The organism is Pseudoflavitalea rhizosphaerae (assembly GCF_003991355.1).
Lineage (GTDB): Bacteria > Bacteroidota > Bacteroidia > Chitinophagales > Chitinophagaceae > Pseudobacter > Pseudobacter rhizosphaerae.
The window spans coordinates 331,582-355,574 of the sequence record NZ_RCSU01000002.1 but is presented as its reverse complement, the minus strand read 5'-3'; the positions used below and the strand labels follow the sequence as shown (position 1 = coordinate 355,574).

The following is a 23,993-nucleotide window of genomic DNA, read 5'->3' as shown; positions in this document are numbered from 1 at the left end:
TGTTAATCATGATTAAAAGGATGCATTTAAACCGAAGGTGAGTGTCCGGGTCCTGGGATAAGGAGAGAAATCGAACCCGGGAGTGAGTGCGCTGGGCCTGGTATTCACTTCAGGGTCGAGTCCTGAGTAATTTGTCCAGGTAAGCAGGTTCTGCGCTGCCAGGTAGAGACGGAGGGAATTAATCTTCAGTTTTTTGAGTGTTTTTGTATCGATATTGTAGCCAAGTGAAACAGTCTTCAGGCGGAGGTATGATCCATCTTCGATGGTACGCGAAGAATAGTAGGCCGGGCCTTGTCCGCCGATCTTGTACATTTCATTATTCTGGTTTTCCGGCGTCCATCTGTTCTCCACGGATTTGAACATGTTCAGCGAATTCCTCGTAACAGGATCGCCGCCTTCAAACTCGATGCGGTTGGCATTGAGCAGGTCATTTCCATAGCTCCACTGGAAGAAAACGTTGAGGTCCCAGTTCTTATAAGTGAAATTATTGGTGAAACCTCCGGTATGAATGGGATTGGGATTACCGATGATGGTGAGGTCATTGTCATCGATCTTATTATCCCCATTGATGTCTTTGAATTTGATATGCCCCGGCTGGATATTCGCACGGGCGTTTCCGTTATTGGGGATATTGCCTTTCAGCACATAAGTTTCTCCCACTTTATCGAAATCGCTGTATTGGTATATGCCATCGAAGAGCATTCCGTAGTAGAGTGCAATCGGATTACCGGGAATAGCGATATAGGGGAATGCATTATTGAAATTGCCCCAGGTTACACGGGTAGGCAGGCTGCTTTCGCCATCGTTCAGCGCCAGCACTTTGTTTTTGTTGAAGGCGATATTGAAGCTGCTGCTCCAGGAGAAATTCTTGTTTTCTATATTTCTTGTATTCAAAGTAAATTCAACGCCTTCGTTGGATACTTTGCCCACATTCTTGTAACCGGTAAGGAAGCCTTGCGAAGGCGCCAGTGTGGCGTTCAGCAGGAGATCGCTGGTTTCCTTGTAATAATAATCCGTGGTCAGGGTGATCCTGTTGTTGAGAAAACCGAGGTCCAGTCCGATATTGGTCTGCGCTGTGGTTTCCCATTTCAGTTTATCGTTACCGAGATTGATGGGCACCATCCCTTGTCCGGGCACGTTCCCATAACTATAACCGGTAGCAGGATTGATGTTGAGTGAAGACCATGCGGAGAAATCACTCACACGATTGTTGCCGGTAGTACCGTAACCGATGCGCAGTTTACCTTCAGAAAGCCAGTCGAACTGTTTCATGAATTTTTCTTCCGCCAGTCTCCATGCGAAAGCGCCGGAAGGAAAATAAGCCCAGCGATTGTCTTTCGGGAATTTGGAGGAACCATCCGCCCTGAAGGATAATGTGAGCAGGTAACGTGATTTAAAATTGTAATTCACACGACCGAGGTAGGATAACAATCCGCTGGCGGGCGCACCGGTAGGGGAAACGGTAACGGTACCCTGACCGAGTCCCTTGATGCCAAGTGCTTCCGTTGGCACCTGTGTTGCAGTGAAACCGTTCACTGATCCTTTAATGTCCTGCACAGTAAAACCTGCCACCACGTTCAGGCTGTGGTCCCTGTTGAATCTTCGGTTATACGTAAGCGTGTTCTCATTCAAAAGGTTGGTAAGATCGGTATTGGTGATGGAGCCGTTCACGCCCTGGTTATTGCGCGGGTGGCCGCCACGGGTTGATGAGTTGTTGAAGATCTCTCTTTTAATCTGGGTTTTGGTCATTCCACCGGTAACTCTCAGGCTGAGGAACCTGTTGATCTTGTAATTCAGGTAAGAGTTAACGATTAGGGTATTGTTGAAGACGGGGTTGTATTCGTTCCTGGTAGACAAAAGAGGGTTCATGCGGAAGTCAGTTGCGGGGTCCACACCTGGGTCAAAAAGCATGTCTTCCAAATTGGCATTGGCGGCGGAATCGCCGGTGATGGGCCTGTAACCCCAAACGCTGTACATCATGGTAGCGGTTGGACTTGATTGCGATTCTGCTGCAATGGTACCATATCTTTTATACGAAGTATAGTTGATATTCACACCAGCTTTGAATTTGCTGTTGATGGTCTGGTCCAGCGAAAGCCGGCCCTGGTAACGGCGGAAGCCGCTGTTGATGATGATGCCATCCTGGTCTATCAGGGAGCCGGAAATGGAATAGGTTGTTTTATCCGATCCTCCGCGGAGTGCGAGACTATGGCTTTGTACAAAAGCGTCACGGAAGATGAGGTCCTGCCAGTCAGCGCCTTTCACATCTTTATATGACTCGAGTGTTTTTCCATTATTCAAATAAATGGGTCCGTTTACGGAAGGGCTCATTTCGATCTGGTATTTCACAAATTCGTAGGGACTGAGCAGTTCCTGTTTTTTCAGGTTCTGGTGCATGCCCACCCAGGCATCGTAGGTCACCACCGGTGCGCCCACTTTTCCTTTTTTTGTGGTGATGATCACAACTCCGTTGGCGCCACGCGCACCGTAGATGGCGGTGGCCGAAGCGTCTTTCAGGATCTCGATCGATTCGATCTCCTCCGGATTAATGATATTGGCGGAGGCAGTCTCAACCGGGAATCCGTCTATCACGTAGAGCGGGGAATTGTCCTGCGTTACAGAATTGTTGCCGCGGATCACGATATTCATTTCACTGCCCGGCTGTCCATCCGATGAAGACACGTTCACGCCTGCCACGCGGCCGGCCAGCGCTTCCGCGAAAGTGTTCACGGGAGCTTTCTTCATGTCTGCAACATTGGCCTGCGCAACAGCGCCTGTTACATCTTTTTTCTTTACTGTTCCATAACCGATCACCACCACATCTTCCAGGGAAGTAGCGGATTCTTCCAGTTTTGCATTCATCACGGTGAGTGCAATGGGCAACCTGATCTCTTTGGTAAGAAAATTGGTAGCCGAGAAGATCAGCATTACATTGATGGAATCCGGGATCACCAGGTTGTACACGCCGCGCTCATTGGCGATGGCGCCCCAGGATTTTCCCTTTACCTGAACGGAAGCCCCCTCAACAGGCTCGCCTTTGGAATCTGTAACAATACCCGTAACTGTTTTGGAATAGCGCCTGGGACTTTCCTGGGCCGAAGCAAGAGCAACTACCAATACCAGGGAGGAGAGAAGACAGGTAGCTCTGGCAATTTCCGCAAATCGTTTTTTCATATGGGGTCTGCTTTAAAAACCGGATGTACGGACGCAATCAGCAAGGGTACATCGTTGAAATCATTAGACTTTGGTTTGAAAAAAAATTCGAACGATCCATTCATTCGATGGCCATGTACAGGAAAGATTTAGGTTTTAATGAACGTCATTGGATAGAGGCAGTGCGGTCAATGACCAGTTTGAAAGGTCAAATCTTTTGAAGTTTCGGTTCCCAAACAAATAAAATAGGCCCTATTTTCTGTGGGAACATTCCCATTTTGTGGGAATGTTCCCAGGAATTTGGGGAAATGGGAGCTGAATCAGTTTAATTATAACGTAAGTAAGGAATGGTTTAGCACCAGTCTTTATTCAGGCGCAGCATAGTGGTTACAGCCATCAGTACCGGAATTCCTAAGGTGAATAGTAGTATGATAGTAGTGAGATAGTAGTGAAATCATGGATTTTTAAACAGGGAGAGTACTGAGATAGTACTGAGACGGCAGTCAGAAAGTACTGAAGGACCTACTGAAAGCGCTGAAAAAATCTTTTAATCCTTTGCTGTACCCAGCATTCTAAATTCAAATAAACCCGCAGGTGGGTTGGAAATCAATGATTTGAATTGTGGAAAATCATAAATGACTCAATAAACCTATGACTTTCAATTGCTTGTAGTTGCCTGGTTGCTGCCTAATGGCTGATTAGTTGCCTGTGAATGGCTGCCAGATGGCTGCCGGAGTTACCAAAGGGTTATGCGGGGGGGCTGCCGGAGTTACAGAAGATGTACACGGGTATGACTTCAACAGTACCAGGGATACCCTTTGCAACTAAACCCTATATTTGCACCGTCTTTGAAAACCTGTCAGCCCCCTGGTTTTCTAAAATTCACAAAACTTAAGCAGTTCACTATTACTGATTGCTTCAATTAAAGCGATATTGCTTTTCATTGAAGCATTCGTGTATCGATTGTAAATAACTAAACCCCGATATGAAAAAAATTCCCCTGCTTTTGACCCTTACCATGATTTCCATTCTTTCCTTTGCCCAAAAACAAACTATCACCTGGGGCGAGGAATTCAAAATGAAAAAAGGCAGCTCTGACCTTACCGTAATTCACACAGACAAAAGTGGCGTTTACCTCCAGGAAGGACACCTGGCCATGAAATCCTATTTTGTTATCGGCGCTTCTTTCAGGGAATCCGCCACACTCGTGAAGCTGGATAAAAGCCTGAATGAACTTTATCGTACCGATTTCAATAAAGAACTCAAGGGAAAAGAATTCGTGGAATTTTTTCCGTTCCAGGACAAGCTCCTGATCATTGCATCCGAATACAGGAAAAGTGAAAAAACGATGGAGCTCTTCGGTGCCGAGATCGATAAAAATACCGGACTGACAACAGGCACCTGGAAACCGATCACCAGCTTTCAAAAAGACGACAAAAAATCGGAGATCGAATTCAAACTGATCCCCAATACCGATACAACAAAGATCATCCTCGTGAGTACCATCACCGGTAAGGAAAAGAACAGCTTCCTGGTGCAGGAGTTCGACGGTAGCCTGAAAGCGGCTTCCAAACCTGCTACTATCACCAATGAGTTCGAAGCAAAAACCTATCAGTTGGAAGATGTACTGGTAACCACCAATCGCAAAACCATCCTCGTTGGCCGCATAATGGAATACAGGCAAGGAAAAAAGAAAAAAGAGAAATTCCTGGACTTCGTCAATTACAATATCCGTATCTATGACGTTACAGGAAAACAGGAAAATGAGATCAATACCAATATCAAGGATAAATGGCTGTCCAGCACCAAACTGATGATGGGCAGGAACAATGAACTGATCCTTGCCAGCTTCTACAGTAAAGACAGAAAGAGCAAAACTACAGAAGGATTACTGGTGGAACGCATCGATCCTAATACAGCCAAAGTGCTTAGCTCCGCGGAAAAACAGATCAACAATTCCCTGATCACTACTGATAATGGTGAAACAGATAAAGAAGAAGATGATGATAAGGAAAGCAGGGAAGAAAGAAAAGAGAGAGAAAAACTGGCAAAGCTCAAAGATGAAGGTGAATCATTCTCCAGGTACATGAAATTCCAGAATATCTTCTATACCAAGGATAACGGACTGGTGCTGCTGGCAGAGGATTACCATGCATGGACCTACACCAGCGCCTCTACCAGAACCGGCACGAACGGGTTCGGGACCGGCTTCGACTACTATACCAATTATGTTTATGATTGCAGGGATATCATGATGGTAAAGCTGGATGCCTCCAACAATATCAGCTGGCTGCAGATCCTGCCTAAGAATCAACGGGAGTTCTACAGGGTGCCAGGGTCTGCTGGCATTAACTACAATTATTTCTTCGGTGGAGATGTCCGTCCTTTCTACGCTGGTTTCGGCGCTATCCAATCACCCAGCGGTATCCAGATCTTCTTCAATGACCGTCAGAATAATGCAGATGTAACCCAACCCGGGAAAAAAGTGAACCGTCTCATGAACTTCAATAAATCCGATTGCTTTGTAGTTACCCTGGATGAAGTAACGGGCAAGTTCCAGCGAAAATCTTTCTTCACCAACTGGAATATGCCGGTGATTGCCATGCCGCGCCTCGGCTCAGTGATTGGCAGTGAAATGTATCTGGTAGGACGGTACGACAGGTCCCTTGCCAAAACAAGAGTGTCTGTTGGAAGGATCACAACAAAATAAGAAAACAGGAAAACAATACCAGGGGCTGACAAAAAAGCTACCATCTTAGAATTTCAGGGAGCCCACTCGCCCGCCTTCCGGCGAGTTATTCAGTCGCCTCTGGCGACTCAGTGTTCGCCGGAGGCGAACAAATACAAGTCACTCGCCGGGAGGCGAGCGACTGCCAGCTCTCTGACCTTTTTAGTCAGCCCCGCTTTTCAGGGAATTCAATGTTCCGGGGGCAGCCGGCTGATCCGCCGATCTGTTTCGGGCTGGAAAAATGGCTATCTTCGCGGCCTGGTTTCACTATTAAACAAACAGGCTATTTGCCTACATCCGAGCCGTCATGAACATTGAATCAGCGCTGCAACAAATTTTACCAGCAGACAGGATCAAATGCAAACTCATCGATCTCATTTCCTTTGCCGCAGATGCGGGATTCTATTATCTCAAACCGCAGGCAGTTGTGAACCCGGTTTCAGACCAGGAGATCAGGGCGCTTTTCAATTTCTCCCATCAGCATAATATTCCGCTCACTTTCAGAACAGCAGGCACCAGCCTGTCCGGTCAATCCATCACAGATGGCATCCTGGTTGATCTCAGCAAATTCTGGAATTCGATACAGATCGAAGAAGAGGGAGCCCGCGTGCGCGTGCAGCCGGGAATTACGGGCGCTATGGTGAATGCCAGGCTACGCAGGTATGGAAAGAAGATAGGACCTGACCCGGCCAGTATCCAGTCTGCCATGATCGGCGGCATCGTTTCCAACAATGCAAGCGGTATGTGCTGCGGCGTACAGAAAAATGCTTACCACACTATTCAGTATGTAAAATTCATGCTGCCAAATGGACTTTCGTATTCAACTGAACTGTCACAGGACTATGAGCGGTTTGAGAACGAGAATACCAGCCTGGCCGCCTCACTTCGCTCACTACGGGATACTATCCTCAATGACCCCGCTTTATTTGAGCTGATAAGAGAAAAGTATAAAACGAAAAATACTGTCGGCTATTCCGTAAATGCCCTGATCGATTATGAAAAGCCACTGGATATGCTCGCCCACCTGATGGTGGGAGCTGAAGGCACCCTGGGTTTCATTTCAGAAGTGGTATTGCGCACAGTTCCCGACTACCCTGAAAAAAGTACAGCCCTGCTTTGCTTTACCGATATCCAAACAGCCTGCAAAGCCATTGCGCCGCTGATCGAATCCGGGGCGGAAGCAGTGGAACTGATGGACAATGCCTCCCTGCGGTCCGTTGCCCATCTGCCCGGCATTCCTGAAATCCTTGCGGCTTTGCCGCCCACCGGAGTGGCCCTGCTCACGGAATACCAGGCATACACAACCGAAGATATTACTGCAAGCCTGGAAAAGTTCAACAGGATACTCGATGGCTTCCCCTTTGCGATCCCGCCTGCATTCACGAATGACCCTGCCAAACAGGCTTTTTTATGGAAGGTCCGGAAGGGCATGTTCCCGTCTGTTGGAGCAATGCGTCTGAGCGGCACTACCGTGATCCTGGAAGATATTGCCGTGCCTGTGGTCCAGCTCGGTGATGCTATCCTGGACCTGCAACAACTCTTCACCAAATACGGATATCATGATGCCATCATCTTTGGTCATGCCAAAGACGGTAATATCCACTTCGTGGTTACACAAACCTTCAATCTAGCGTCTGAGGTTGAGCGTTATGACCGCTTCATCCGTGAGGTGGTGGAACTGGTGACCGGCAAATACAAAGGTGCACTCAAAGCGGAACATGGTACGGGGCGCAATATGGCGCCATTTGTGGAAACAGAGTGGGGGCCTGCCATCTATGATATCATGAAAACGATCAAGCAGGAAACCGATCCCCGTAACCTGCTGAATCCCGGCGTACTCATCTCTACTAACGGACAGGCGCATATCCAGCACCTGAAAGCTTTGCCGAAAGTGGAAGAGGAAGTGGACAAATGCATAGAGTGCGGCTTTTGCGAAGTGAAATGTCCGAGCCGGGACCTCACCATGACGCCCCGCCGCAGGATCGTGGCAAGAAGACAAATGGCCCTGTACAAGGAAACCGGCCAAACCAAAGAATACAAGGAACTCCTGGACCAATACCAGTACGATGGCCTGGAAACCTGTGCGGTTGACGGACTTTGCGCTGAAGCCTGCCCGGTAGACATCAATACCGGCATGCTGGTGAAACGTTTGCGCAAGGAGAACCACAGCAAACTCGCGAATGCTGTGGCCATGCGCGTGGCAAAGAACTTTGGCGCCACTACTACTGTTGTGGGCGCTGCCGTGAAGTCAGCCACCGTAGTGAACAGGCTGCTGGGAAAGAACGCCATGGTTAATTTGACGAAGGGTATGAAGAAGATAGTATCCTCTTCACCATTATGGAGCAACCAGGTTGCCCCGTCATCTCTTGGCAAAGTACAGAAAGCAACAAGTGGAAAAAAAGACGCAGATACCGTTGTTTATTTCACCACCTGCATCAACCGGAAAATGGGTGGCTCTGTTGCCGGTAAGAAATCGATGGCTGAGATCTTCATGAGCATCGCGGAAAGGTCCGGCCTCAGGATGATCATCCCGGATAATATCAATTCAGCCTGTTGCGGACAGATCTTTTCCTCCAAAGGATTTACTCCTGCATTTGAATTCACGGCCAATCAAACCATAGAAAAGCTGTGGGACTGGACAGAAAAAGGGAAATGGCCTGTAGTACTGGATATCAGTTCCTGCACTTATACCTTGCAGACCTGCCGCCCGCAATTAACGGAAGAGAACAAACGAAAATTCGACGCCATCAGGATCATCGATAGCATCGACCTGATAGCCGATCATATCCTGCCCCGCGTACAACTAAGCAGGAAAAAGAACAATATCGTGTTGCATCCCGTATGCACATTGCAGAAAACAAAACAGGAGTCCAAATTCCTGGCAGTGGCCAAACAACTGGCAAATGATGTTACCGTACCATTGCATGCAGGTTGTTGCGGAATGGCCGGCGACCGCGGTTTTCTCTTCCCCGAACTTACTCGTTCCGCTACAGCGGCGGAAGTGCAGGAAGTGAACCAATGCAGTTATGATGGGTATTACTCCAGTTCCAAAACCTGCGAAATGGCTTTGTCTGAAGCCTCAGGAAAGAATTATGAGTCCATCGTTTATCTTCTTGATGAATGTTTGTAATAGGCGATACCCATTGATTTTTATACTGAAAAAGTGAAAGCGGCGTTAAGAAAGGTCAGAAAATCCCTGTAGTCCATCCGGAAACTGGTAATTACGGGGAATTTCCTACATTTACGCAAAGCAATTGTTTTTTATATGGATAATTACAATCAGCCATCTCAGTATTATCAGTCCCAGGGCAATCAACAGGCCATGCCTCATGCCATTGCCAGGAATTTCCTTGCCAATGTATTCATGTGGATGTTCGTTGGGTTGGGTCTTTCAGCCTTGTTTGCATTATTGTTTATGAATACCCCCAGTCTGTTATTACAGCTGGTGGATTTTGAAACAGGAAAACTGAACATGCTCGGCTGGATCACCATGTTTGCGCCACTCGGATTTGTGCTGCTGATGTCTTTCGCCTTCAACAGGCTTTCTGCCCCCGTGATCACATTATTATTCCTTTTATATTCCGCCATCAATGGGATCAGCTTCAGCTTTATCCTGTTGACCTATACAGCAAACTCCGTTATCGGTTGCTTCGCTTCCGCTGCTGCGATGTTCGGTATCATGGCAGTGATGGGATACACAACTAAAAAGGATCTTACCAGTTTCGGACGACTACTCACCATGGCGCTGATCGGAATTGTGGTGGCGATGCTCATCAATATTTTCCTGAAGAGTGATACCATGGGTTATGTGATCAGCATCATCGGCGTGATGGTGTTCACCGGTCTCACTGCTTACGATGTGCAGAAACTGAAACGTATCGGCGAGGGTGTTGAATTTGAAGGAACACCACAGAGCCAAACAAAGAAGCTCGCCATCATGGGTGCGCTCACGCTCTATCTTGATTTCATCAATATCTTCCTTTTCTTACTGAGATTGTTCGGTGGAAGAAGAGAGTAATAAGTATATTAATTTTTTGTGGACCCTTCAGGCTTACCTGGAGGGTTTTTTTGTGGAGATATTCCGTCAGTATCGAAGTATTACTACAAATGCAAGCTGCTCTTCATTATAACTTACTAACAATGATGGGTACGTTAAATGAATAAATTATATTCGCGAAACCTTTACAAGAAATAACAGGCGCGTCTGCCAGCGTTGTCTATCCCTTCTATATTTTGAACCATTTTTCCGGATTCAAACCTACCTTAATTTATATTTATGAAAAACTCTTTGTGTATGCGGGCCTTTGGCCTGTTTGTACTGCTTTTGGCAAGTACCCATACCCAGGTTGTAGCACAATCTTATCCCGGAGGCGTCAGTGGCGCTGTGGTCTGGCTTAAAGCCGATCAGGGAGTAACTACTTCAGGCAACAATGTAACCACTTGGGTGAATCAGGCAGGAGGCACCAATTTCACCGGTACCGGCAACCCACAGTGGAATGCCAGCCAATTGAACTTCCAGCCAGGCGTTCTCTTCAACGGAAACAACCATGTAACCAGTAACGCCGGTATGCTCACTAACAATGGCGCGTACACGAAATTTGTAGTCTTCAAATATGATGGTGTAACGGCCAATAACCTCATCTCTTCCGGAACAGGAGGCAATCATGCGCTTTTCAGTAGCAATACCAATACGGACCTGATAATACATCATGGCGGCAATATCCTTACTGCCAATAATGTTGTAAACCCATCCAGGTATTACATAGCTACTGCAGGGTTCAGCAGTGGCGCTGCAAATGGTATGTATATCAATGTAGACGGAACTTTGAAAAAGAGCATCACCTCTTCTGCTCCTTACCTGGCAGGTCTCATACAAATCGGCGCACATGGTAACGGCAACCGTCTCACCGGCCGCATTGCAGAAGCCATCATTTACCCCAATGCGTTAACTACAGCCGCCAATGCCACCAGGCAGATACAATCTTATCTCGGGTTGAAATATGGTATTACACTTTCCCATAATTATCTCGCTTCAAATGCCGGCACTGTTTATGATATCAGCAGCTTCGGGAATAATATTGCCGGCCTGGGACGCGACGATAATTCTTCATTGAACCAGAAACAATCTGTAAGCATCAATGGCGGCCACCAGGTGATCATGAGCCTGGGCAGTATTGCCGCTACCAATGCGGCCAATTCCGGCACTATTGCAACAGACAGGCAATTCCTGGTTTGGGGCAATAACAATGGCGCACTCAATACTACTGCTGCACTTAGCGGCTGGACCAATGCCACTACCAGGCTCACACGCATCTGGAAGTTACAGAACACCGGCGCATTTGGTCAGCAGGTGACTGTACATTTTCCCGTTGCAGGCTTGAATGCTTTGCCCGGTAATAGTCCATACCTTATTTATAATACCAGCGCAACCCTGGACGGTGGCGGCACAGAAGTGGCATCCACTGGCACAACAACCATCAATGGTGTTGCATACAGGACCTTCCAGCTTACTTTCCCCAGCACCGGCACATTGTATTTCAGCTTTGCCGCAAAAATTGTGCATCCCGGCGATGTAGCCGGCGCTGCGGTTTGGCTGAGAACGGATGCCGGCCTGAATACTTCCGGCAACAATATTCTTTCCTGGACCAACCAGGTGAATGCTGCCAATAGTTTCAATGCTACCGGTAATCCTCAACTGACGCCGGCCAACGTGAATTTCAATCAGGGCATCCTGTTCAATAACAACAGGCTCAACAGTGCAGGGAACACACTCACCGGTAATAGTCCGTATACCAAATTTGTAGTGTTCAAATACGATGCGGTGAGCGGCAATAATATCGTTTCATCCTCTCCCGGCGGGAACACTGCTTTTTTCGGCGCAAATACTACCACAGATGTGGCGCTATGGCATAATGGAACCATCCTTAACGCCACCAATTCGGTTAATACATCCCGTTATTTTATAGCTACCGGTGGATTTACCAGGAGCCTCACCGGCGGCACCTATATCAATATCGATGGTACGTCCAGGGGTACTACCACTTCAACAGCTGCATACGTTACCGGAGGTACGGAGTTGGGTGGTCATAATGGAGGCGGGTCACCACTGAGCGGCCGGATCGCGGAAGTGATCCTGTTTCCGGCCTCACTCGGGAACAACACGGTAAATACGAGAAAAATAGAAAGCTATCTGGGCCTGAAATATGGTATTACTATCGGTCATGATTACCTGTCGTCCGATGGAACTACCGTCACTTATACAGCAGCAGGTTTCGGCAACAATATCGCCGGTATTGGCCGCGATGATAATACTGCGCTGTACCAGAAGCAGGGCAGGAGCATCAATCCCAATACACCCCAGGTGCTGATGGCCATTGGCGAGTATGCTACATCCAACGCATTGAACAACGGCATTATCCCCGCAGATAAACAATTCCTTGTTTGGGGAAACAATGGCGGAGCCGTTACCAGCACCACGGCACTCACTGGTTGGGCTACTACCAATACCCGCCTCAGTCGTACCTGGAAATTGCTGAATACAGGCGGATTCAACCAGCAGGTAACGGTGTACTTCCCTGTATCAGGACTTAATAACCTGCCCGGCACCAATCCTTACCTTGTGTTCAGTAACAGCGCTAGCCTGACAGGTGGCGGCACAGAGGTGGCAGCCAGTTCTACCGTTACCATCGATGGCGTTGCCTGCAAAGGTTTCAATGTTACATTTCCTACTACCGGTACATTGTATTTCAGCTTTGCTGCCAAAGCAGTGAACCCCGGTAATGTGGCAGGGGCGGCAGTTTGGCTGCGTCCGGATGCAGGCTTGCTCACCACCGGTAACAATGTAACCGGATGGGTGAACCAGTCCAATGCCGGCAACAGTTTTACGGCTACGGCCAATCCACAGCAGACAATCAACAATATCAACTTCCATCCGGGTGTTACTTTTAATGGCAGCAACTATATCACCAGCGCCAACACGGTACTGCCCGCAAATTCGGCCTACACTAAGTTTGTTGTTTTCAAATATGATGCAGCCAACACCAATAATATCCTTTCTTCAGGGGGTACCGGCAACAACGCTTTTTTTGGCAGTAATACGGCTACCGATCTGCATATCTTCCATGCCGGAAATATTCTTTCTGCCACCAATGTGGTAAATACTTCACGTTACTTTATCGGTACCGGGGGCTTCGCTTCCGGCGTGGCAGGCGGCACCTTTATCAATGTGGATGGTACCAACAGGGCTTCCGTGGCCTCCTCCGTGGGTTATGCGAGTTCCACCATGCAGTTGGGCGCACACCAGAATGGCAATAATCTATCAGGGCGTATTGCTGAAGTGATCGTGTATCCATCGGCATTGGCCAGTGGAAGTGTTGATACCCGGAAGATCCAGAGTTATCTCGGTCTTAAGTACGGTATCAACCTCGGGCACAATTACCTGGCTTCTGACGGTACTACCGTTACTTACGATATCGCTTCACACAATAATAATATCGCGGGAATTGGAAGGGATGATGAAGAAGGCCTGAACCAGTTGCAGGGCCGCAGTATCAATACCGGCACACAGCAGGTAGTGATGGCGCTGGGAAGCATCGCCAATTCCAATGCAGAGAACCTGAACAGTTTTGCTGCCGATAAACAGTGGCTGGTATGGGGCGATAACAATGCTGCTATCACCACTACCGTTCCTGTTACCGGGTTCGCAACGGTGAACAACCGCTTCACGAGGATCTGGAAATTGCAGAATACAGGAAATATGAACCAGGAAGTGACTGTTTATTTCCCAACTGCGCAATTGAACCAGCTTACTAACGCAGACAAATACCTGATCTATAATACCAGCGCAACGCTGACTGGTCCGGGCACTGAAGTGCTGGCCAGCGGTACAGCCACCATCGGTGGCATAGCGCATACGGCATTTACGGTAACCTTCCCAACTACCGGAACCATTTACTTCAGTTTCGCCAGCAAAGCGATCTTCCCCGGCGGCGTTACAGGAGCTGCCGTATGGTTAAGATCTGATGCAGGTGTAAACACAACCGGTACTGCTGTTAACAATTGGATCAACCAAACCAATACATCCAATAATTTCACTGCTACCGGTAATATACAGTTGAGCCCCGCTGCTGTGAACTTCAATCCATCCATGATCTATGATGGTAGCAGTTTCCTTTCCAGTGCGGCCAATGTAACTACCAATGCGAATGCCAACTATACGAAATTTGTAGTGTTCAGGGCTGCAGAAGGTGCTGGAGGACGCAACCTGATGTCTGCCTATAGCGGCGCACCGGGTACCGCGTTGTATGCTACAAGCAAAACATTGAGGGTACTGCACAGCGGTAACGCAGTGGCTACAATGACTTTAGGCAGTCTCAATACAGGCAGGCAGTATCTTGGTACGATGGTTTTCAGCAATGGCACTGCCAATGGTACGTTGCTGCGGCAGGATGGTGTTACCGGTGTGGCTGTTACCAGTTCTTTATCGCATAGTATAGACAGGCTGCAGATCGGCGCTTATAACAGCGGTAATCAACTTTCGGCCCAGAGTAATATTGCCGAAGCCGTAATGTACAATACTGCTCTCGATGCGGCCAGTTATGGAAAAGTGGAATCCTATCTCGCTCTCAAATATGGCATCACACTGGGATCTGATTATACTGCCACTGATAACAGTACCGTATATGCGATCAGCGGCTATGGCAATTCCATTGCCGGAATCGGTCGAGATGACAATACCGGTCTGAACCAGCGCCAGAGCCAGAGTGTGAATCCCGGCAGTCAGGTGGTGATGGCGCTGGGAGATGTGGCCGCTACCAATGCCGCCAACAGCAATGTAATCACTTCAGATCTTCAGTTCCTGGTCTGGGGCGACAATAATGCTCCCGGTTTCAACTACAATACGGGCATTAGTCAGAAAAGACTCACCCGCACCTGGAAACTGGAAAACACGAATAACTTCGATCAATCATTAACGGTTTACTATCCCGTAACAGGGTTGAATGGACTGGGACCTGCGCCCATGCTGATCTACGGTTCTGTTGCATCACTCGATGACGGCAGCGCTGCGCAGGTAACTGCCGGCGGCATCGTGGAGATCAATGGTGAATCCTTCCGTTCTTTCCAGATCAGTTTCCCCATTACCGGCACACAGTATTTCTCATTTGCCGGAAGCATCGAACCTGAGATCTGCGGCAATGGCATAGATGATGATCTCGATGGTTATACTGATGATCTGGACGACGCCTGTGCGCCTATTCCCGGCTGTACAGCAGCAGCACCGCCATTAACCAATTTCTCCATTTCACAGGAGTGGCTGAGCACCAATAACGGAGCGCTTGCAGCTTCTGTATCGCCCACTGTGGCAGATCTGGATGGAGACGGCATTCCTGAAATACTCGCGGTAAGAGCAGGCGGCGCCGGCATCACTTATTTCAAGGGCGATGGATCCAATGCCGGCAAGAACTCAGTGGACTATAATATCCAGTTGCCACAAAGGGTGAACCAGTCTACCATGCAACCAGCCGTTGCAGATATAGACCGAGATGGAGCTCCCGAAGTGATTGTGGTTGGCAACGATGCTTACGTATATGTTTTCAACAACATATCGGGTAATGCAAATAGTTACAAATTCAAAAGCACAGATACAGTCACCACTAAATTCAGCAACGGTTCTCCCCGCATAGCCGACATTGATGAAGATGGCATTCCTGAGATCATCGTTGGTTTGGATGTGTTCCAGTTCAACTTTGGTGAGGGCCGCCTGATCAAAGCTGTGGATGGCCCCAACTACCTCACCTCCGGCAACAGTGCCCGGGCCCTGGGTGCGGAATGGGGACAGGACCCGGTTGTGATCGATATCCTTTCTGCCAATCCCGGCAAAGAGATAGTGGCAGGTTCACGTGTGTATGGAGTGGACCTCCATGCAGGCACCATCACCACACTGGCTAACCTCAGCACCATTGCCGGTGCAGGAGTGATCCCGCTAAACGATGATGGCCCAACAGCAGTTGCCGACCTGGATTATGATGGACAGCTGGACATTGCTTATCCCAACGGAACACATATGGTGATCTGGGACCCTGCAGCCGGCACACTCAAAATGAGAGCGCCTTATGCAAATAATGGACAATTATTCAGAGGTGCGCCAACTATCGCCAATGTGTACAATGAGCAGGTGATAGATGGAATGCCAACGGACCTTCCGGAAGTGTTGTTCAATTCCAATCTCCGTATGCATGCTTTCAACCTGAACAAAACTTCAGGTTCTGTATGGAGCCTGGTCACCGCCGATGCTTCCAGTGAAACAGGCGTTACTGCCTTCGATCTGAATGGCGATGGCATTTTGGAAATTATTTATAACGATCAGGATCTGATCCGCGTGGTGAATGGCAATACAGCTACACCATCTAATATCGCTACTTTCAATTCCGGCACTGCCACCTGGATGGAACATCCCGTAGTAGTAGATGCAGACAATGATGGTGCTGCCGAATTCGTTTGTGTGTCCGGAGCGTCCAGCGCCTTCACTGGTAACCTGCGTGTGTTCGGCGCAACCAACGGCACAACCCCCTGGCAGAATACCAGAAAGATCTGGAACGGCCGCGGCTATCGTCCCAAATCCATAAGTGATGATCTTACCATTCCCGTGAAGGAACAAAGCATCATGCTGCAATATCCTTCCGGTTCCGGCAAATACCCGCTGGATGTGTTCAATGCACAGGTAGATCCAAGATTGCTGGACCCCGGTATCATTGCAGCTTCCGATCTTTCCGTGGCGGAACTGGTGGTGCCTGAAAGTGAGAACGATTGCGAGTTCCAGCCTGCAACCACTACACTGATCTTCAGCTTGTCTAATAACGGATCGGCCGCCACTCCTGCAGGAACGCCTATCCGTTTCTATATAGGCGATCCACGTAAAGCAGGCGCAGTAAGGCTTTCCACTACCCGTGAACTGGCAGCCAACCTGCCCGTGGGCAACACCATCAAAGACACGGTAACACTTGATCTGAGCAGTTTCACCGCTCCTTACAGTATCTATGTGGTAAGTAACGATGATGGCTCAGCCACCATTCCATTCACCCTTCCCATAATCGCCGCCAACGCGAAAGAGTGTGAATACAATAATAACATCGATTCTATCGTACTGTCGCCCGTACCTGCCGACTTCGGCAACCTGGGCGCCACCTGGACCGCAGCCAGTGCCAGTATCCGCGCAGTTGATGCAGCATGGCTCGGTATCGATCAACCCAACTCCGAATGTGCAGCTGTTGAAACGGATGGCGCCGATGGCCTCGTAATGACCGCCGGCAATACCGCCGGAAATGGCTCGAGCGCCGCTCCCTGGATCATGAAAGGCATCGACACCAGGGCTGACTTCACCCTCACCGTGAATGGAAGCGGTACTCCCAAGCCGGTATTCTATGCCGTCTGGTACGATGTGGATGGTAATGGCAGCTTCATTGATGATCTGGACCTGTTCACCACCGGTAGTGTAACACATGGCAGCCCGGTTACCACCGATTTCTCCTTTATTGTGCCGCCAGCCATTGGCGCTACCAACGGAGCTATCAGGGTGATCGCCACTGCCGTAGATCCCGGCTTCACCAAAGCAATGAATGGCGAAGGCAGCTTCGTGAACGGAGAGGTGGAAGATTATTTTATCAACTATACGCCACCGTTACCTATCACGTTGAAAGACTTCACTGCAACATCAACCGGTAATTGCTCCGTTCAACTGAAATGGACCACTTCCATGGAAGCCAACAGCAGCCACTTTGAAGTACAGGCATATGACGGAAAGGAATTTGTAACCATCGCTACCGTTCCTTCCAACAATATTGCAACAGGGGCCAGCTATCATTTCATGCATAATGTTACACAGGAAGGTGATGTCAACTACAGGCTGAAGCATTTCGATATCGATGGTAAATACCAGGTCAGCCGCGTTGCCACTGCAAAATCCGTGTGTACCGATATCGCAGTGCGGATGCTGCCCAATCCTGTGGTGGAAACAACTGTGTTCAGCGGATTGAAAGCAGGCGACAGGATACTGATCTATAATGCCGATGGTAAGCTGGTGATGGAAGCGAAAGCAGCAGGGGCCTCATATACCATCAACCTGAAGAAACTGCCAGCCGGTATGTACATGGCGCAGATCATCAGGAATGGCGTATCCATCACTACTGAAAAGGTGATAAAAGTAAATAAGTAATATTCCGTAGCCATGTAGAACAAAGAACCCGCTCAAGAGATTTGAGCGGGTTTTTTTGTTGAGACGGGAAAGAATATTATCAGCCCGGGCTTACAATTGCCGGGCTGATAATTTTTCAGGATCTGGTCCGTATTATTTCTTCTTCTGTTCCATCATTCCCGGGTATACGGTACCGGTAGCTGATTTCAATTCAATGCCCAACAAATAGGCAATGGTAGGCGCCACATCCGTCAAACTCATCACGGGGATCACGCCACCTTTTTTGATGCCGGCGCCACTTGCTACAAAACCTGTTTGTATCTCTGTGAAATCAGGATAATATCCATGCGTACCGCCTTTACCTGTCCTGAATTCTTCTCCGGTTGATGCGCTGTTGAAAGTGATGCCCTGTACGGCGGCCAGCGCCAGCACAGCTTCAGGATCACAACCTGATTTCACCAGCTCAGGTTTTTCTATGATACGGAATTGCTTTTTGTATCCTTCAGGAAGTTCTTCCAGCATTTGACGGACCTGTTGAAGCGTAGCCTTATCATTCGGATTTTTCAGTCGAAGGAAAGCCGCGCCGCCGGTTGGGATGAACCAGGCTTTCCAATCGTCTTTTCCTTTTCCAAGCAATCCTTTTTTAGCCAGCCAAACATTGGGTGCGAAACTGGAATGCGTGTCCACAAATCCATGATCGCCTGTTACGATAATGGCTGTACTGTCTTTGATGCCTGCTTTCTGCAAAGCGTCTGCGAGAATGCCAACGGCATTGTCAGCGCCGGAGATGGTCCTGCGGAGCAGTTCACTTTCGCGGCCTTCTGCATGTTGAGTGCCATCCGTGCAGGGCAGGTGGATGGTGAGCAGGTTGGGCTTGTAAGTGCGGATGATATAACCCGCGATGCGCGCCAGGTTCTGGTCCATACTCGGAGAGCTCAGGTTGTAATCATTGATCTGCATTTTCCCTGTAGCGTTTTCCACTACTTCTTCAAACAATCCTTTTGGCGTGGCGTATTGCGCTGTGGCGCCGCGACGGTCGGAAGGATTCTCCTTATTCCAAATTTCAGGGATATTGTAATCGATGGGAGCGCCAACGGAAACCGGCCAGGATACCGATGCAGACTTCATTCCGGCATTGCGAACTGCTTCCCAGATTGTCTCGGACCGGATCTGTTTGGTTTCGGTGTACCATTGTCCACCTTCACCGCCGGGAGCAGGAATGGTATTGTACAGGATTCCATGTTTGGAAGGCGTTACGCCCGTTACGAGCGTGGTATGTGAAGGGTAAGTAACGGTGGGGAATACACCATTTACGCCCTGCGCATATACACCGGCTTTGGCCATTTGCTGCAGGTGTGGCGTAGCCCAAGCCGGGTCTTTATAAAAATCGGAACGGAACCCATCGATACTGACCAGTATTACATATTTCGCTTTTTGCTGTGCCACAACACTGGAGTAGAAAGCACAGGAAGCAACCAGGAGGGCGATGATCTTATTGCGCATGTTTCGGATTAATTTAAAAATGGAAAAATCTCTTTGGCTGATTTGTTTTGCACCAGCACTTTGTTCATATCGTATTTCATGGTAATGATGCCGGTACCTGCTTCAACACTGAAGTCGTCCATACCACGATTGAGCGGAATGAAGGAGGGAAGCTGCTTTTGAATATGTTCTTCTTTTACATTCGGGTTGTTCAGTTGTTCTGTTTGCGATACAGGGAATTTGATACCGAGATCAGCCATGCGTCGGCCTTCGCTCATGAAGATCTCCTGGCGGAGACGGTAGAGGATGTACATCATTTCATCCTGTGTGGCGGCTGCATCGATGTCTGCATCTGTTACTTTGGTGCCGGACACCGTATACGCGTTCACTTTTCCTGCGTTGCGATTCAAAACATAACCATCCCTTGGTGTATCGTTTTCGTCGAATTTCACCTGAACGGCCGTGAGCGGATAGTCTTTGCGGTTGCCGCCGTTGCGCGTTTCCTTGCTGTCGTCAACAGCAGTAACGGTGCGGAGGTTCACCACTTCGCTGATCATATTCTTCATGGTCTGACGTGCAGTGGGAAAATCGTTTGCCGCGATCTGTGCTTCGGCAAGGATCAGGTAAGCTTCTTCTCCTTTGGCGATGGCGATGGGCTTTTGTTCCGCTGCGGCCACACCGGTATTGAAATACTTGGGATCGAGGAAATCCAGTCGGGGCAGGGGTGCGAAGCGGTTGGGCTGCGCAACGAACATGCCTGTTTGCATTTCATTGCTTACGCCTCCGTTCTGTCCGTCGTACTGCACCTGTAACAACACATTTTTATGCGCAAGCACCTGTGTGGCGAGATTGGAAGCATTCACGGCATCGCCTAACCGATAATAAGTGCGGGCTTTCAGTAAGGTATAAGCGATCTTCCTGCCGGCATCGGGCTCATTGGCAATGGCATCATCCCAGAGGCTGAGCGCTTTTTGCAGGAGTTGCTCCGAGCTGGAAACCTCGCCGAGTGGACTGGTGGGCAGGGCCACAAACATCTCGCCGCTCAACAGGTAGGAATAGGCAAGCGCGAAATACATGATGGCCTTATCTGCTTCCGTAGTTGCAGGATCGGTGGGAACCACTTTCTCCAGTCCATACACCGCCATTTCACGCAGGCGTTGTACTTCCATCTGTGACGTGTTCACGTCCACATCAAAATAATCTATTTGTGGAATATCGAACACTTTGCTGTTCTGTGTATAGTTGTTGAAATAATTATCGGAGATCAGTTCCGCATTCACTACAACAGCATTGGTGGTAGTGGCGAGCTGTCGCTTGATGCCGCCGGCCCAGGTTTTGGCGGCATTTGGCTCACCCAGGAATTTGTCTTCGGTGAGGTAGGGGTTCTTCACGCAGGATGGCAGGGCCAGTGTGGCTGCCAATCCAAAAAACAAAAAATATCGTTTCATAATAAAATGATTTGAGTTGAATGGATCTGCTTAAAAATTGAAGCGAACGGTTCCGATGAATTGACGTGGTGCGGAATACGTAGCATAAGAGATACCGCCGGTGGTGGCGCCGCCCTGCCCCTGTGCCGATCCGCTGATGGTTGCTTCCGGATCGAAAGAGGAAGATGCGAAATTGAGCGGGTTCATGGCAGAGAGCCCAATGGTCAATCCTTTGATCACGCTGCTCTTTGATGCTGATTTGATATTGTACAAGAGACCGATTGTTCTTACTTTGATGAAGTCTGTTTTTTCAATGAACATATTGGTAAAATTGAGCCAGTTCAGGCGGCCATTTTTATCAACTTCCGCCTGTGAGATCTTGCCATTATCGGCTCCGTAATTATAACGGAACTGGGCATCCCAGTTATTGGCGGATGCGCCTGACTGGTAGTCTGCATTGGCAAAAAAGGTGAACTGTTTGTACTGTACATTGATGCCCATGCTGCCGAAGAGATCAGGAATGGTGGTGCCGAGGTAAGACTGTGCCGTGAAAGACTCCAGTGTGCCGTCTTTACCGAATACGCCATAGTTACCACGGATATAACCAACCGGAAAGCCTTCCTGCACCACGGTTTGAATGGTACGGGCACTGAAGCCGTTGATATTGAAAGGAGCCCTTCCGCCTGAACTGAGTACGCGGTTGTATAAGGTGTTCACGGAAAAATTAAGGCTGGCAGTGAGGTCTTTTGTTTTCACAGGAACCAGCACGGTATTGAATTCCCAGCCGCGGTTCAGGATCTTGCCTACATTGTAGTTTTGAGAATTGAACTGACCGGTGGAAGGAGCGGCCGGAACGATGAACAGCGCGTCGTTGGTAACGGAGCGATAGAAACCTGCGGAGAAACGGATACGGTCGTTCAGGAAAGCGAGGTCCATACCAAATTCTGTGGTCTGTGTTTTTTCTGGTTTCAGGGCGCTGTTTCCTGGTTGTCCAAACCATGCGATCTGCTCACCAAGGAAGCCACCGGCATTCATCGTCCTTTTATTTGACCAGGGTGAGGGCAGGTTACCTGCAATACCGAAGTTGGCGCGCAGCCTGGCCGATGAAAGAACGTTCAGTAATGGTTCAAACCATTGTTCTTCACTCAACAGGTAGCTGACACCTGCTTTGGGATAATATTGAATGCCGATCTCATCCCCAAAGGCAGGGTTACCGTCGCCACGCACCCCAAGATCGAGGAAGAGCTTGTTCTTATAGCCGATATTTTCCTGGAGATAAACACCATAGTTGACAAGCTCTCCGTAGTAATCAGTGGCATTCCTGATGGCTGCGGTTGAAATGAAACGCATACCATCACGAAGATTGGTGCCGGAATAACTTACCTGCTGGTCGTCTGTTCTGAAGAACTGGCTGCCCACGGTGGTTACGAGTGAGAAATCGCCCAGCTTCCAGGTATGTTGAGCATTTGCTTCAAGCGTGATGCCCATGTATTTTCGCTCGCTGTTGGTGATGGAGCCCTGGTCAAACACCTGTTTGCCGGTAGTATGTGAAATATAGGCGTTGGTGGAAACCACCTGGTCTTTCATCACGCGATAATCGATACCGCCAGCTACTTTCACTACCAGGTTTTTGAAGGGTGTGTATTTGAACGTTTGTGAAGTGGTGAAGCGGTTCACGCGGATCTGATCGTCCTGTAATCTTTCAGCCTGATCAACATAATTCTTAATTACCTGGAAAGCGGAATCCGTGAGTTCATCCAGTTTGTTGTTGAACCTGGGGCCGGTGATAGCGCTGGCGCCGCTTTCAGCGAACCACAGACCCGTATAGCCGCCCTGGTTACCGTTGCGGTTCCTTTTGTATTGATTGTTCACGAACATGAAAGAACTTTCATACATCACTTTCTTTCCCAGTGGTGCGCGGAAGCCGCTGCTGAAATCGATCTTACGGTTGCGGTTCTGGTTATGCAACATCACACCGCTGCTGTTGAGAAAATTTCCCGAGAAGCTATAACCGAATTTATCACTGCCGCCATTGATGGCCATATGGTATTTCTGGTAGGTCCCTGTTTCGAAGAGCAGGTCTTTGGTGCGATCGAAGAACAGGAAATCATTTGTTGATTTTTCCACTCCGATCTGTGCTTCTGCTGTTATGCTGGTGCCGTTCCTGCTTCCTTTTTTGGTGAAGATCTGGATCACGCCATTGGCGGCATCGGAACCATAAAGCGTGGTGGCTGCGCCGCCGTTGATATATTCCACTCTTTCAATATTGTCCATGGGAATATCCGCGATTGAGCTGATGGCCGCGCCCTGCGTGCTGCCGCCGCCCACAGTGGCTGCCGTATTGAGATTGTCCATCCGCACGCCATCCACGTAAATGATGGGCGTGGAATTCATCATGGCGGAGCTTACGCCACGGGCGCGGATGATGCTGGTGGCGCCTGACTGACCGCCCGTTAACCTGATCTGTGCATTGGGTAGTTTGGATTGCAGCAACTGATCGAAACGGCCGGAAGGGATATTTTCCAGCTCGGAAGATTTGATGGTGGTTACATTGGAACTCAGTCTTCTTTTGCTGATATCTGCGCCCTGGCCTGTTACCACCACTTCATCCAGTTGATTGCTTTTTTGTGTGAGCCTGATGAGCAGTGAGTTCTTTTCACCGGATTTTTTTACCGTGTAGGCTTTGAAAGCGTTGGCTTCGTATCCTACAAAAGAAAAACTGAGATCATATTTATTGCCGGGGATAAGGGATTTGAAAACGAAGATGCCTTTGTCGTTGGTAAGTGCTGTGTACTTTTCTTTTTCGTTGCCCGGAACGCGACGGGCTTCCACGGTTACGCCGGCAAGGAGATCGCCTTTGTCTGACATCACTGTGCCGGAAACTTCCACGCTTTGCTGGCCGAAGCCCTGTAGCGTCATCAGCAGTAGCAGGCAGCAGGATGCTATCCACTGAAGTTGTTTTTTGAAGTGTTGAGCCTGAACTTTCATAACTACATATTTTAATTGAACTGTT

General features: G+C 48.8%; 8 protein-coding genes. 4 read left to right on the top strand and 4 right to left on the bottom strand.

Annotation, left to right across the window (positions count from 1 at the left end; genetic code table 11):
• Positions 1-12: 12 nt before the first annotated feature.
• Entirely contained in the window at positions 13-3,174 is a 3,162-nt protein-coding gene (locus D9Y29_RS04160) for a SusC/RagA family TonB-linked outer membrane protein (protein WP_127125308.1), read from the bottom strand.
• 964 nt (positions 3,175-4,138) lie between these two features.
• Here D9Y29_RS04160 and D9Y29_RS04155 point away from each other — a divergent pair.
• The 4 genes from D9Y29_RS04155 to D9Y29_RS04140 all read left to right on the top strand — a co-directional run bounded on the left by D9Y29_RS04155 (position 4,139) and on the right by D9Y29_RS04140 (position 18,092).
• Positions 4,139-5,863: a hypothetical protein gene (locus D9Y29_RS04155; protein WP_127125306.1), complete on the top strand. Its 1,725-nt coding sequence runs from the start codon at positions 4,139-4,141 to the stop codon at positions 5,861-5,863.
• Between the two features lie 325 nt (positions 5,864-6,188).
• Positions 6,189-9,011 carry an FAD-binding and (Fe-S)-binding domain-containing protein gene (locus D9Y29_RS04150; protein WP_127125304.1) on the top strand — a complete coding sequence of 941 codons (2,823 nt, stop codon included), beginning with the start codon at positions 6,189-6,191 and terminating at the stop codon, positions 9,009-9,011.
• 135 nt (positions 9,012-9,146) lie between these two features.
• Positions 9,147-9,899 carry a Bax inhibitor-1/YccA family protein gene (locus tag D9Y29_RS04145; RefSeq protein WP_241237845.1) on the top strand — a complete coding sequence of 251 codons (753 nt, stop codon included), beginning with the start codon at positions 9,147-9,149 and terminating at the stop codon, positions 9,897-9,899.
• A gap of 258 nt (positions 9,900-10,157) precedes the next feature.
• Positions 10,158-18,092: a T9SS type A sorting domain-containing protein gene (locus tag D9Y29_RS04140; RefSeq protein WP_127125302.1), complete on the top strand. Its 7,935-nt coding sequence runs from the start codon at positions 10,158-10,160 to the stop codon at positions 18,090-18,092.
• A 132-nt stretch (positions 18,093-18,224) separates the two neighbouring features.
• Here D9Y29_RS04140 and D9Y29_RS04135 read toward each other — a convergent pair whose 3' ends face one another.
• The 3 genes from D9Y29_RS04135 to D9Y29_RS04125 are packed head-to-tail and all read right to left on the bottom strand — an operon-like array spanning position 18,225 to position 23,968.
• On the bottom strand, positions 18,225-19,574 hold the full coding sequence (locus D9Y29_RS04135; RefSeq protein WP_127125300.1) for an alkaline phosphatase family protein: 1,350 nt from the start codon (positions 19,572-19,574) through the stop codon (positions 18,225-18,227).
• 8 nt (positions 19,575-19,582) lie between these two features.
• A complete protein-coding gene (locus D9Y29_RS04130) occupies positions 19,583-21,001 on the bottom strand; it encodes a RagB/SusD family nutrient uptake outer membrane protein (RefSeq protein ID WP_127125298.1) in 1,419 nt (472 codons plus the stop codon).
• 30 nt (positions 21,002-21,031) lie between these two features.
• Positions 21,032-23,968, bottom strand: coding sequence for a TonB-dependent receptor domain-containing protein (locus D9Y29_RS04125; RefSeq protein WP_206513709.1), 2,937 nt, complete (start codon positions 23,966-23,968; stop codon positions 21,032-21,034).
• Positions 23,969-23,993: the final 25 nt, after the last annotated feature.

Excerpts from the sequence above, each read along its gene's own strand:
- D9Y29_RS04160 (WP_127125308.1), bottom strand. The coding sequence starts at position 3,174 with ATGAAAAAACGATTTGCGGAAATTGCCAGAGCTACCTGTCTTCTCTCC.
- D9Y29_RS04155 (WP_127125306.1), top strand. The coding sequence starts at position 4,139 with ATGAAAAAAATTCCCCTGCTTTTGACCCTTACCATGATTTCCATTCTT.
- D9Y29_RS04150 (WP_127125304.1), top strand. The coding sequence starts at position 6,189 with ATGAACATTGAATCAGCGCTGCAACAAATTTTACCAGCAGACAGGATC.
- D9Y29_RS04145 (WP_241237845.1), top strand. The coding sequence starts at position 9,147 with ATGGATAATTACAATCAGCCATCTCAGTATTATCAGTCCCAGGGCAAT.
- D9Y29_RS04140 (WP_127125302.1), top strand. The coding sequence starts at position 10,158 with ATGAAAAACTCTTTGTGTATGCGGGCCTTTGGCCTGTTTGTACTGCTT.
- D9Y29_RS04135 (WP_127125300.1), bottom strand. The coding sequence starts at position 19,574 with ATGCGCAATAAGATCATCGCCCTCCTGGTTGCTTCCTGTGCTTTCTAC.
- D9Y29_RS04130 (WP_127125298.1), bottom strand. The coding sequence starts at position 21,001 with ATGAAACGATATTTTTTGTTTTTTGGATTGGCAGCCACACTGGCCCTG.
- D9Y29_RS04125 (WP_206513709.1), bottom strand. The coding sequence starts at position 23,968 with ATGAAAGTTCAGGCTCAACACTTCAAAAAACAACTTCAGTGGATAGCA.